Consider the following 12,440-nt stretch of genomic DNA (forward strand, 5'->3'; position numbering starts at 1 on the left):
GCGCCCGTGTGGTTTTCCGTTTTCGGCACCGCGCCGCCGGTCGCCTCGTATCGGGCCATGCCGGACGCCACCGTCGGCATGGCCCGAGCATCGACGGCGGCGCAATGCGCGGGCCGCCGGCACGGATCGCGTTCAGCCAATCCTCATCGACAGCTCGACATCGCCGCCGAACGGCACCGACAGGTAGCTGTTGCGCGGCGCACGCACGTAATCGAGGTAGTCCGGGCTGTATTCCGCGTTGTCGGCAACGACGAACGCCCCGGGCCGCAACCGCGGCTCGATCCGCGCGAGGATCTCCGGATACAGCGCCTTGGCGCCGTCGAGCAGCAAGAGATCGACCGTGTCCGGCAGATCGCTCGCCAGCGTGCGCAACGCATCGCCTTCACGGATCTCGACCAGATCGGCCAGCCCCGCCGCCAACAGGTTCGCGCGCGCCCGCGCGACCTTCGACGCTTCAAACTCGCTCGTGATCACGCGGCCGCCGCCGTTGTCGCGCAGCGCGGCAGCGAGGTGCAGCGTCGAGATGCCGAACGACGTCCCGAACTCGACGATCGAGCGTGCGCCGCAGCTGCGCGCGAGCATGTACAGCAGCGTGCCCGTCTCGCGCGACACCGCGAGCGGATAGTCCTTCAGGCGCGCATAGAAATCGGCGTAATCGGTCTTGCTGCGCATCAGCCGCGCGTGCTCGTCGTGCGACAGGTCGGCGAAGTCCGGGCTCGACGCGGGCGACGATGCGTCGGCTTCGTCGAACAGGCGCGCGAGCAGCGACGCCAGCGGGTCGTGAATCAGGGTGGTCATGCGAATCTCCAGTGTCAGGTTGAGTGCGTCAGAGCGCCCGATTAGAATATGACGAACTATTCACGTTTTACTATTCGCATTGGCAGACCCGTCATGACCGACCGCCGCAACACCCCGATCGCCACGCGCAGACTGCCTCGGCAGGCGCGCTCCGCCCAGCTCGTCGACGACGTGCTGCAGGCCGCTATTCAGGTTCTGGCGACCGAAGGCGCGCAGCGCTTCACGATGGCGCGCGTCGCCGAGCGCGCCGGTGTGAGTGTCGGTTCGCTGTATCAGTACTTCCCGAACAAGGCGGCCGTGCTGTTCCGGCTGCAGCACGACGAGTGGCGGCAGACGTCCGGAATGCTGCGCGGGATGCTGGAAGATCCGCACAAGACGCCGCCCGAGCGGCTGCGCACCGCCGTCCATGCGTTCATCCGCTCGGAATGCGACGAGGCGCGGATGCGCATCGCGCTCGACGACGCCGCGCCGCTCTATCGCGATACACCCGAAGCCCGGGAAGCGAAGGCCGCCGGCGACCGGATCTTCAGCGCGTTCATGCTCGACGCGCTGCCCGACGTGCCGGACGCCACGCGCGCGCTCGCGTGCGAGCTGATCACCAGCACGCTCATGAATTCCGGCAAGGCGTTTTCGGAAACCGAACGCACGCCCGCGGAAATCGACGCGTACGCGGCCGCGATGGCCGACATGTTCTGCGCGTATCTCGCGCAGCTCGCGCGCGGTTGATGCACGGCGGCGACGACGCACGGCCGTACGGCCGCGCCGCCGTATTCGCGCGCCTGCGCGGCCTCGGCGAAAGACATTCGTAATATCCGATGCGTCACCCGCTGCCGCCCTGCCCGCCGATCCTGCGTTCAAATAATCGCCTTAACGGATTCGAACTAGGCGTATACACGCGTTCCGCGACGACGAAGCCCCGTTGCACGCCGATATAAGCGCTGCGACATGCGCTGCATGCTCTTCCTCCAATGGGACGTGATGAGCCGTTCGCCTAACCTTCGCTACGGCAAAGCACACGTGACGGGGTCGACCGCACCACGCGTCGTACGACGCGACACTCGCGCGCCCTTCGACGCGCGGACGACGACACGAATCGCGCGCGATGCGTCCCCACGACGCTGCCGATAATTTCAACCAGATACGAGACACCCTGACGACGGCCTGCCACGGGCCGTTTCAGCATGCTGATAAAGGAGCAAGCTCATGAGTGATACCCCGGTGCAGCCGACGGTCGGCGTCGGCGCGGAAGAAACGGACTTCGGCACCAAGGGAGTCATCGACCGGTACTTCGGCATTTCGTCGCGCGGCAGCACGCAGCGTCGCGAAATCGTCGCGGGCGTGACCACTTTCCTCGCGATGGTCTATTCGGTGTTCGTCGTGCCCGGCATGTTCGGCAAGGCGGGCTTCGACACGAGCGCGGTATTCGTCGCGGTCTGTCTCACCACCGCGTTCGGCTCGCTGCTGATGGGCCTGTGGGCGAAGCTGCCGATCGCGATCGGCTGCGCGATCTCGCTGACCGCGTTCACCGCGTTCGGCCTCGTGCTCGGCAAGGGCCTGCATCCGAGCGTCGCGCTCGGCGCCGTGTTCCTGATGGGCCTCGTGTTCACGGGCATCTCGGTCACCGGCGTGCGTTCGTGGATCCTGCGCAACCTGCCCGCGGGCGTCGCACACGGCACCGGGATCGGCATCGGCCTGTTCCTGCTGCTGATCGCGTCGAACGACGTCGGCCTCGTGATCAAGAATCCGGGCGCCGGCCTGCCGGTCTCGCTCGGCCAGATCACCGCGTTCCCGGTCATCATGTCGGTCGTCGGCCTCGCCGCGATCTTCGGGCTCGAGAAGCGCCGCGTGCCCGGCGGCATCCTGCTCGTCGTGGTCGCGATCTCGCTGATCGGCCTCGCGTTCGATCCGGCCGTGAAGTATCGCGGCATCTTCGCGCTGCCGTCGCTGAGCGCACCGGGCCACGCATCGCTGATCGGCGCGATGGACATCAAGGGCGCACTGTCGATGGCCGTGCTGCCGAGCGTGCTCGCGCTCGTGATGACCGCCGTGTTCGACGCGACCGGCACGATTCGCGCGGTCGCGGGCCAGGCGGGCCAGCTCGATGAAAGTGGCCGCATCATCAACGGCGGGCGCGCGCTGACCGCCGATTCGGTCAGCTCGATCTTCTCCGGCTTCCTCGGCGGTGCGCCGGCGGCGGCCTACATCGAGTCGAGCGTCGGCGTGGCGGCCGGTGCGAAGACGGGCCTCGCCGCCGCGGTGGTCGGCGTGCTGTTCCTGGTCGTGATGTTCTTCTCGCCGCTCGCCGGCCTCGTGCCGTCGTACGCAACGGCCCCCGCGCTGATGTACGTCGGCCTGCTGATGCTCGGCAGCGTGAGCAAGCTGCACATGGACGACATGGTCGATGCGATGTCGGGCCTCGTGTGCGCGGTATTCATCGTGCTGACCGCGAACATCGTGACCGGCATCATGCTGGGCTTCTCGACGCTCGTGATCGGCCGCATCGCCAGCGGCGAATTCCGCAAGCTCAACGTCGGCACCGTGCTCATCGCGGCCGTGCTCGTCACGTTCTATCTCGGCGGCTGGGCGATCTGACCGCGCATCATGCGCGACGTCGCCGGCAGAAGGGCGGCGCGCATCGGGACGACACGTCTCCTCCACCATCGTCGTCGATGGCCTCCCGGCCTGGAAACGCATGTTTCCAGGCCTTTTTTGTCGGCGCTGCCGGCGTTGCGGCGCGTTGTCACGCGAAATGGCCGGCTCATCGCATCGCGATTCCGCACGCAGTGCTACGATCGCGCTTTGTCCTCCGGAGCGCTCATGAATCCGTTCGGCATCGTCTCTGAATCAGACACGCGGACCGCGGCGCACAAGCCGCCGTTCATCCCGTCGTTCGGCTTCGTCGAAGTTCATGAATCGCAGCCGATCGACGCGCCGCCGTCGCGCATCATCGACGCCGTGGCCGCGCTCGACATGCGCGCCGATCCGGTCATCGACGCACTGCTCACCGTGCGCGAAGCGCCGGCGGCCATCGCGCGCGCGTTGGGCGACCGCCGAGCCGAAGGTGCACGCGAACGCTTCGGCTTCGATACGTTCACGCTGCTGCATCGCGACGACACGTCGCTGTCGCTGGGCCTCATCGGACGCTTCTGGCGCCCGACGCCCGACGTGCGGACGATCGACGACGCCGCGGCCTTCGTCCGGCACGACGATCCGCGCGACGCGAAACTGGTGCTACGGTTCGAGGTCGTCGGACTGTCGTCCGGCACGCGGCTGCTGCGCACCGAAACCTTCGTGCACTGTCCGAGCATGCGCACGCGGCTGCTGTTTCTGCCGTACTGGCTCGCGATCCGGCTCGCGAGCGGCTGGATCCGCCGCCGCACGCTCGCGGCCGTCGAACTGGCGCTCGCCTGACACGCCCGGCCGCCGCCACATTGCGATGCGGTACGTCGAATCGCCGCGCATCTCGCCGACGTCACGGACGCTCACGCACCGTCATCTGTAAATTTGCAATCCTGATCGGTTCGCCATCGGTCGCGGCGCAAACATGCCGCACCGCGCTCCGCGTTTTTTGTTCCACTCGGCGTTCGCCGTCGCGGCGCGCTACCCTGTCGATCTTCGCGCCGGCGCCCCCGGCCCGCCGCCAGATCCGAACCGATCGATGACCCGCATCCGAAACCACCTGAACATCGCGCAGCTCCAGGCATTCGTCTCCGCCGCGCATCACAAGAGCCTGCGCGCGGCCGCGCGCGAGCTCGGCGTCACGCAACCCGCGATCACACATACGATCCGCGAACTCGAGACGGCGCTGAACGCGGAACTGCTCGCCCGCAGCGTGCGCGGCGTCGAGCTGACCGCGTGCGGCCACGCGCTGCTGCCGCGCGCCGAGCAATTGCTGGGCGACATGCGCCGCACCGTCGAGGCCGTCGAGCAGGTGAAAGGGGAAATGTCGGGGCGCGTCGCGGTCGGCACGATGCCGTCGATCGCGCTGACCGCGCTGCCGCACGCGGTCACCGCCTTCCGCCAGTCGATGCCGAACGTCAGCCTGCACCTGGAGGAGGTGACGGTGCCGGACGCGCTCGCGCAACTGCGCAACGGCACGCTCGACATCGCTGCGATGCACCATGTGCCGGCCCTCGACCGCGATTTCACGCAGGTGCCGCTGCTGTCGACCGAGTTCACCGTCGTGATGCGCGAAGGCCACCCGCTGGCGCACGCGCGCCGGTTAGAGGAATTGCTCGACGCCGAATGGATCGTCACGGTCGGGGCGGAGCAATTCCCGCACAGCGTGATGGTCGGCATGTTCGAGGCGCGCGGGCTGCCGCTGCCGAAGCGCCTGCTGCGCTCGCCGATGTCGTTCGCGGTGACGCTCGGACTCGTCGCACGCTCCGACGTCATCGGCTGCTTCACGCGCCCGCTGGCCACGATGGTGGCGCCGCTCGGGATTCGCACGGCCGAGCTCGACGAAAGCATGCCGCGCTTCGACCTGTCGATCATCGCGCGGCGCGACCTGCTGCCAACGCCTGCCGTGTCGCAATTCGTCACCTGCCTGCAGCGCGCGGTCAACGAAACGCTCGGTTGAATCGTTCCTTCGTCTGAAACGGTCGCGCGCCGCACGCACGGCCGTCGGGTCCGGTATCGGGGCATGTCCTAGGCGCCCTGCCGGTATTTTGTCTTGATAATCTTGCGCACGTCGCGCGCCCGCATCGGGCAGCGAAACGGACAGTCCGACGCGAAGCCGCGCCGGGCCGAAGGCTTACGGCGCGGCACAACCGCGCACCCATCGAACAAAACGAGGAGTCACCGAGTGAAAAAGATTCTTGCGGCTGTGACCGTAGCCCTGCTCGCCGTATCGGCCGGCACTGCATACGCGAAGGACTGGACGACCGTGCGCTTCGGCGTCGACGCAAGCTACCCGCCTTTCGAATCGAAAGGCGCTGACGGCAAGGTGGTCGGGTTCGACGTCGATCTCGGCAACGAAATCTGCCGCCGCATGAACGCGAAGTGCGTGTGGATCGAAAACGACTTCGACGGGATGATCCCGGCGCTGAAGGCACGCAAGTTCGACGGCGTCCTGTCGTCGATGTCGATGACGCCGGCGCGCCAGGAACAGATCGCGTTCTCGTCGAAGCTGTTCAACACGCCGACGCGCCTCGTCGCGAAGAAGGGTGCCGGCCTGATGCCGACGGCCGAATCGCTGAAGGGCAAGTCGGTCGGCGTCGAGCAGGGCACGATCCAGGAAACCTACGCGAAGACGTACTGGGCGCCGAAGGGCGTGAACGTCGTGCCTTACCAGAACCAGGACCAGGTCTATGCCGACCTGATCTCCGGCCGTCTGGATGGCGCACTGCAGGACGCGGTGCAGGCTGAAATCGGCTTCCTGAAGACGCCGCGCGGCGCGAACTTCGATTTCGCCGGCAAGGACATCGACGATCCGAAGACGCTCGGCAACGGCGCCGGCATCGGCCTGCGCAAGGAAGACACCGACCTGAAGGCGAAGATCGACGGCGCGATCGCCGGCATGCGCAAGGACGGCACGTACGACAAGATCGCGAAGAAGTACTTCGATTTCGACGTGTACGGCAAGTAACACCGCGCAACGCGCGCTTCGCATCCGCGCAGACGGGCTCCGCAAGGAGCCCGTTTTTTTTGCTCCGCGCGCGACGAACGACGACGGGGCACGCGTGAACGAAGGGCGGCGGCAGCGTTATTTTTTACGCAACAACCCGATGATTCGTAAAGGAAATCGACTTGTCCGGTGCGTGGTTTGATAGGTTCGCGCAAGGCAACGTACAATCGATCTTCCACGCATACCGGATCACTCGCGGCTGCGCCGCCCTCCCCTCATCATGCAAACGCAGACCCATCCGCTGATTTCCCCCGCCGTCGGCACCGAACGTCAGATCACGAGCTTCCACTACGGCCCGCGCGGCGGGAAGAAGGTCTACATCCAGTCGTCGCTGCACGCGGACGAACTGCCCGGCATGCTGGTCGCCGCGCTGCTGCGCCGCAAGATCGCCGCGCTGGAGACGGCCGGCAAGCTGCGCGGCGAAATCGTCATCGTGCCGGTGCCGAACCCGATCGGCCTGTCGCAGCATGTGTTCGGCGATCACCTCGGCCGCTTCGAGCTCGGCTCGATGCAGAACTTCAACCGCAATTTCTACGATCTCGCGGCGCTCGTGGTGCCGCGCATCGAAGGCCGGCTGACGAACGATGCGCAGCGCAACCTCGGCGCGGTGCGCACCGCGATGCGCGAGGCGCTCGACGAGCAGAAGCCGCGCACCGAACTCGAATCGCAGCGCCTCGCGCTGCAGAAGCTGTCGTTCGACGCGGACATCGTCCTCGACCTGCATTGCGACAACGATGCGGTCATGCATCTGTATACGAACCCCGATCTGTGGGAAGACGTCGAGCCGCTGGCGCGCTATCTGGACGCGCAGGCGTCGCTGCTCGCGCTGAATTCGGTCGGCAATCCGTTCGACGAGATCCACAGCTTCTGCTGGTCGGATCTGCGCGGCCGCTTCGGCGACCGCTTCCCGATCCCGAACGGCGCGATTTCCGTCACGGTCGAACTGCGCAGCGAGCGCGACGTGTCCTATGAACTCGCGGAAAAGGATTCCCAGGCGATCGTCGAATACCTGACCGAACGCGGCGTGATCGACGGCACGCCCGCGCCGCTGCCGCCGCTCGCGCATCCGGCCACGCCGCTCGCGGGCACCGATCCGCTCGTCGCGCCGGTGTCGGGCGTGATCGTGTTCCGCACGCCGGTCGGCGCGTGGATCGAGGCCGGCCAGGAAGTGGCCGATATCGTCGATCCGCTGACCGATCGCGTGATCACGCTGAAGAGCAGCGTGTCGGGCGTGCTGTACGCGCGTCAGGTCGTGCGCTTCGCCACCGCCGGCATGGAAGTCGCGCGCATCGCCGGCGCGACGCCGATCCGCACCGGCTCGCTGCTGTCGGCGTGATCCTGAACTCCTGAGCCGCCCGAGCGGCCAGCGCGCTCGCCGCATCACGGCGCGCATGAACGAAATCGCCCGCTTGCGCGGGCGATTTGCTTTTCGGTCGGGCGTGATGCCCCGCGCCGCGACCAGGCAACGGCCGACGTTCAGAACGCCGGCACGATGGCACCGCCGAACTTCTGGTCGATGAACTTGCGCACGTCGTCCGATTCATAGGCCGCGACGAGCTTCTTCACCCACGGCTTGTCCTTGTCCTGCGCGCGCACCGCGATCAGGTTCGCGTACGGCCCGCGCAGATCCTCGATCGCAATCGCATCCTTCACCGGCGTGAGCCCCGCCTTCACCGCGTAGTCGGTGTTGATCGACGCGGCGTCGAGGTCGGGCAGCGCGCGCGGCAGTTGCGCGGCGTCGAGCTCGACGATCCTGATCTTCTTCGGATTCTCGGCGACGTCGAGCGGCGTCGCGTTCACGCCGTTCGTGCCCACGCCCGGCTTCAGCTTGATCACCCCGTACTTCTGCAGCAGCAGCAGCGCGCGGTTGCCGTTCGACGGATCATTCTGGATCCCGACCTTCGCGCCGGCCGGCAGGTCCTTCAGCGACTTGAGCTTCTTCGAATAGAAACCCATCGGCGCCGTGTAGGTCAGCCCGACGTTGACGATCCTGTAGCCGCGCTGCTTGATCTGGCTGTCAAGAAACGGCTGGTGCTGGAAACCGTTCGCATCGAGGTCGCCCGCGTCGAGCGCCGCGTTCGGCTGCACGTAGTCGTTGAACTCGATGACCTTGATCGCGAGGCCTTCGCGTGCGGCGACTTTCGTCACCTCGGTCCAGATCTGCGCGTCAGGGCCGCTCATCGTGCCGATCTTCAGCGTCTGGGAGTCGGCGTGCGCGCCGGGTGCGGCAAAGGCCAGCACCGCGGCAAGCGCGCCGAGGCCGGTCAGGATCGAACGTCGCATGGTGTCCTCTTGTCCCGTGTCGTTGTTGAAGCGCGCATCGTGGCACGGGCCCGCAACGGCACCAACCAAGCTAATTTCATGTGCATATTCCCGACCCCGATCGAACCTCAGGCGGAATCGGTATAACTCCCTGCTATACAACCGGGCAGAATCCAGTGTCGCTTCGGCACCACAGATTCGTCATATGACAAAGCCTGTCACATTCATTACGTGGCCCGCCGATAAAGTTGCGACCGGTCCGTGAAAGCGCCCAGAGAGAGCGCCGGAACCGCAACTGGACACGCCATTTATTCGCTCGGAGAATCCTTTGAACAAGAAACTGTTGACCATCGCCATCCTCGCAGCAACGGCTGGCGCGGCACACGCACAAAGCAGCGTGACCCTGTATGGCGTCATCGATGCCGGTATCAGCTACGTGAACCACAGCAAGACCGCGAACGGCGGCAGCGGCAAGCTGTTCAAGTACGACGACGGCGTGGCCCAGGGCAGCCGTTGGGGCCTGCGCGGCACCGAAGACCTCGGTGGCGGCCTGAAGGCGATCTTCGTGCTCGAAAACGGCTTCAACAGCGGCAACGGCACGATCGGCCAGGGTGGCGCGATCTTCGGCCGTCAAGCGTACGTCGGCCTGAGCCAGTCGCAATACGGCACGGTCACGTTCGGCCGCCAGTACTCGTTCTCGACCGACATCCTCGGTTCGAACTACTCGACGGGCGGCAACACGGTCGCGGGCAACTACGCGTACCACGTGAACGACATCGACCAGCTCACGTCGAGCCGCATCAACAACTCGGTGAAGTTCCAGAGCGCGAACTACGCCGGCTTCACGTTCGGCGCGTTGTACGGCTTCTCGAACTCGACCGACTTCGCCGGCGCACCGTCGACGACGACGGGCACCACGACGACGGCCGGTTCGTCGCGCGCATACAGCTTCGGCCTGAACTACGCGAACGGCCCGTTCGCCCTCGGCGCCGCTTACACGGACATCCGCTTCCCGAGCCAGTCGACGCCGGCATTCTCGACGTCGATCGCGAACATCGCGCTGACGAACATCCGCGACCTGCGCACGTACGGCGTCGGTGGCCGTTACATCTTCGGCCCGGCAACGGCATGGCTGCTCTGGACGCGCACGCAGTTCACCCCGATCGCGGCTGGCGCATCGGGCACGTTCTACAACGCGTATGAAGCAGGCGTGAAGTACGCGATCACCCCGGCCCTGTCGGCAGCAGCGGGTTACACGTACACGAACGCAACGCAAAGCGGCAACTCGGCGCACTGGAACCAGGGCAACCTGGGCCTCGACTACGCACTGAGCAAGCGCACGGACGTGTACGGCCTGGTCGTCTACCAGAAGGCATCGGGCAACGGCGTGCAAGCGCAGATCGGCTCGAGCACGAGCTACTTCAGCACGTCGGGCAACGGTTCGTCGAACCAGCTGGCCGCTCGTGTCGGTATCCGTCACAAGTTCTAAAGCATCCGCTTAACTTATCCGCTCATTTCGCGGAAGACGACGGCAAGAAGCGCCCCGCTCCACGCGGGGCGCTTTTTTATGGGCTTTTAAGTTTCGCTTAATTCTGGGCTGAGAGGATGCTCTCACCCCCCCTGTTGGCCGCCTGAGCATCGGCGGCTTTTTTTTTGAGACCCACTACGGCACCGCCATCAACTGCCCACAAGACAGGATCGGAGCCCAAGATGATCGAAGATACCGTTTTCAGCCATCTGCATGCGATTCTGACGCGCCAGCATTCGCTGCCGGTCCAGAGCTGTCGCGTGTCGGTCGAAATGCAGCGCCCGTGGGGCCGCCCGTACCGGCTCGTCGAATGGACGATGCATCTCGACGCGCCCGCGCGACGCCAGATCGTGCCGGCCGAATCGACCGACGAAGAGATCGCCGAGGTCGTCGCGTCGCACGTGCCGGGCCGCCTGTACGGCGACGGCCAGCTACAGTTCTGACTCCCCTCGGTCACCCGCCGCGGCCCGCATCGCGGCCGGCCCGCACGCATCGTGCGGCACTCGGTCTCGTTTGACGCGGCAACGAAGTCTGCTACGCTGCGCGTTTTCGTCCACGCAACACACGATGGAAAACGCATTCAACGAACGCGGCGTGATGGTCACGCGCAACGGCCTGTCGGCCGCCGGGCAGGTCTTCCCGCTGCGTGACATCCGCAACGTCGACGTCGTCAAGATCCCGAAGAATCGCCTCGTGCCGTCGCTGATCTCGCTGATCGGCGTGGCCGCCGCCATCGCCGGCGGCATCGGCGCATCGAGCGCCGCGCTGGTCGTCGGCGTGATGCTCGCCGTCGTCGGCTATCTCGCCTGGACCACGCAGGACGTCACGTACCGCCTGATGGTCGAGATGCCCGACGGCAAGCGCGAAGCGCTGTCGAGCGTCGACGCCGAATTCGTCGAGCGCGTCGCACAGGTCGTGCGCGACGCACGCACGGCGACGGCCGCCGGCTGATTTCCGCTGCGCGCGCCGACCACCTACTATTGAATGAGCGGCACGCCGCCGCGTCGTTCGAGGAGGTCGGCATGAACGCCCAATCGCTGTCCGGCATGCTGCGCGCGCAGGAACTGCTGCTCGTCTCGATGATCCGCACGCTGCCGCCCGACTCGCGCAGCGCGCTCGTCGATCTCTACGCCGAACAACTTGCGTTCGCCGAACAAGCCGGTTTCGAAGGCCACGGCGATCGCGCAACGCACGACGCGTTCATCGCGCATGCGCGCAACCTGCTGATTCGTATCGAGTCGCTGGCCTAGGGCCGGCCTGCTTGCCTCATCTTCGCCCCCGCGCGGTTCGCCTGATCCGCGCTGACGGCGCACGTCAGAAACGCGCTGCTCTGCGACCCAGTATCGCTAATAATTCTCATTTGCACTGGCGAAATTAGCAAATCCCTCATCGACAATGGGAGACCACCTGTGTGCATTGCTATCCACTGGCGCGGCACGCGGACGGCACGATCGTCGCGCACGGTACGCCGCGCGACGTGATGACGCCTGCCCATATCGCGCAGTGCTACGGATTCGCGGTGACGATGGTGGAAACGGGTGATGGGTCGCCGCGGGTCATGGTGCCGGCGTAGCACTCACTTGCCGCCGCATCCGTGCGGCAACCCTGCTCAACGCTCGACGTCCGCGGCGCCGAACGTCCGCATTTTCCATCCGAGCCGCACCGCAAGCATGCGCATCGTGAAGCCCGCCGCCAGCGCGACCACCGTTGCCAGCCCGGCATCGATGCCGAGATGCTGGCCCCCGACGTACAGCGTGCCCGTGAAGAACGCGACGCTCGCATACAGTTCCTCACGCAGGATCAGAGGCATCTCGTTGCACAGCAGGTCGCGCAGCATCCCGCCGCACACGCCGGTGATCGCGCCGGCCAGCACGACGATGATCGGCGCGGCGCCTGTCGACGCGCCGATATCGCAGCCGATGATCGTAAACGCCGCAAGACCGATCGCGTCGACGGTGACGAACAGCGTCTTCATCCGCGCGACGTGCCGCGCGGCCCACGACGCGACGGTTGCCGCGACAAGCGTGATCACCAGGTATTCGGGATGCGCGATCCAGCCGAGCGGATAGTGGCCGAGCAGCACGTCGCGCACCGTGCCGCCGCCGAGCGCCGTCACCGCGCCGACGAGCGCGAGCCCGAAGCGATCCATCCCGCGCCGCATGCCCATCAGCGCGCCCGACATCGCCTCCGCGACGATCGCGATCAAATAAAGCGTATGCATCGCGC

At 66.2% G+C, this 12,440-nt stretch carries 13 protein-coding genes and 1 pseudogene; 11 read left to right on the forward strand and 3 right to left on the reverse strand.

From position 1 onward, the window contains the following. Positions 1-132 precede the first annotated feature (132 nt). Positions 133-798 carry an O-methyltransferase gene (locus tag WI26_RS25770; protein WP_069227625.1) on the reverse strand — a complete coding sequence of 222 codons (666 nt, stop codon included), beginning with the start codon at positions 796-798 and terminating at the stop codon, positions 133-135. 48 nt (positions 799-846) lie between these two features. Here WI26_RS25770 and WI26_RS25775 point away from each other — a divergent pair, with 48 nt between their 5' ends. The 6 genes from WI26_RS25775 to WI26_RS25800 all read left to right on the forward strand — a co-directional run bounded on the left by WI26_RS25775 (position 847) and on the right by WI26_RS25800 (position 7,760). Continuing rightward, positions 847-1,524 (forward strand): TetR family transcriptional regulator, encoded by a 678-nt coding sequence (locus WI26_RS25775; RefSeq protein WP_059467237.1) that lies wholly within the window; start codon positions 847-849, stop codon positions 1,522-1,524. A gap of 477 nt (positions 1,525-2,001) precedes the next feature. After that, positions 2,002-3,390 carry an NCS2 family permease gene (locus WI26_RS25780; protein WP_069227626.1) on the forward strand — a complete coding sequence of 463 codons (1,389 nt, stop codon included), beginning with the start codon at positions 2,002-2,004 and terminating at the stop codon, positions 3,388-3,390. Between the two features lie 225 nt (positions 3,391-3,615). After that, positions 3,616-4,209 carry a hypothetical protein gene (locus tag WI26_RS25785; RefSeq protein WP_069227627.1) on the forward strand — a complete coding sequence of 198 codons (594 nt, stop codon included), beginning with the start codon at positions 3,616-3,618 and terminating at the stop codon, positions 4,207-4,209. A 247-nt stretch (positions 4,210-4,456) separates the two neighbouring features. Continuing rightward, complete coding sequence (locus tag WI26_RS25790) at positions 4,457-5,377, forward strand: LysR substrate-binding domain-containing protein (protein ID WP_059508609.1); 921 nt, start codon at positions 4,457-4,459, stop codon at positions 5,375-5,377. A 225-nt stretch (positions 5,378-5,602) separates the two neighbouring features. Beyond that, on the forward strand, positions 5,603-6,385 hold the full coding sequence (locus WI26_RS25795; RefSeq protein WP_059467240.1) for an ABC transporter substrate-binding protein: 783 nt from the start codon (positions 5,603-5,605) through the stop codon (positions 6,383-6,385). Positions 6,386-6,644: 259 nt separating this feature from the next. Then, a complete protein-coding gene (locus WI26_RS25800) occupies positions 6,645-7,760 on the forward strand; it encodes a succinylglutamate desuccinylase/aspartoacylase family protein (protein WP_069227628.1) in 1,116 nt (371 codons plus the stop codon). Positions 7,761-7,900: 140 nt separating this feature from the next. Here WI26_RS25800 and WI26_RS25805 read toward each other — a convergent pair whose 3' ends face one another. Further along, entirely contained in the window at positions 7,901-8,707 is an 807-nt protein-coding gene (locus WI26_RS25805) for a MetQ/NlpA family ABC transporter substrate-binding protein (RefSeq protein ID WP_069227629.1), read from the reverse strand. A gap of 307 nt (positions 8,708-9,014) precedes the next feature. Here WI26_RS25805 and WI26_RS25810 point away from each other — a divergent pair, with 307 nt between their 5' ends. The 5 genes and pseudogenes from WI26_RS25810 to hmuV all read left to right on the forward strand — a co-directional run. Beyond that, complete coding sequence (locus tag WI26_RS25810; protein ID WP_059467242.1) at positions 9,015-10,175, forward strand: porin; 1,161 nt, start codon at positions 9,015-9,017, stop codon at positions 10,173-10,175. Between the two features lie 221 nt (positions 10,176-10,396). Beyond that, positions 10,397-10,657 carry a DUF2866 domain-containing protein gene (locus WI26_RS25815; RefSeq protein WP_059467243.1) on the forward strand — a complete coding sequence of 87 codons (261 nt, stop codon included), beginning with the start codon at positions 10,397-10,399 and terminating at the stop codon, positions 10,655-10,657. Positions 10,658-10,781: 124 nt separating this feature from the next. After that, entirely contained in the window at positions 10,782-11,165 is a 384-nt protein-coding gene (locus WI26_RS25820) for a DUF6232 family protein (protein WP_059501533.1), read from the forward strand. 71 nt (positions 11,166-11,236) lie between these two features. Then, entirely contained in the window at positions 11,237-11,464 is a 228-nt protein-coding gene (locus WI26_RS25825; protein WP_059467415.1) for a hypothetical protein, read from the forward strand. Between the two features lie 179 nt (positions 11,465-11,643). Beyond that, positions 11,644-11,787: pseudogene (gene hmuV / locus WI26_RS31810) on the forward strand (hemin ABC transporter ATP-binding subunit); the annotation flags it as partial. A gap of 36 nt (positions 11,788-11,823) precedes the next feature. Here the strand turns inward: hmuV and WI26_RS25830 are convergent. Continuing rightward, positions 11,824-12,435: a trimeric intracellular cation channel family protein gene (locus WI26_RS25830; RefSeq protein WP_069227630.1), complete on the reverse strand. Its 612-nt coding sequence runs from the start codon at positions 12,433-12,435 to the stop codon at positions 11,824-11,826. Positions 12,436-12,440: the final 5 nt, after the last annotated feature.

The organism is Burkholderia diffusa (assembly GCF_001718315.1).
Classification (GTDB): Bacteria; Pseudomonadota; Gammaproteobacteria; order Burkholderiales; family Burkholderiaceae; genus Burkholderia; species Burkholderia diffusa_B.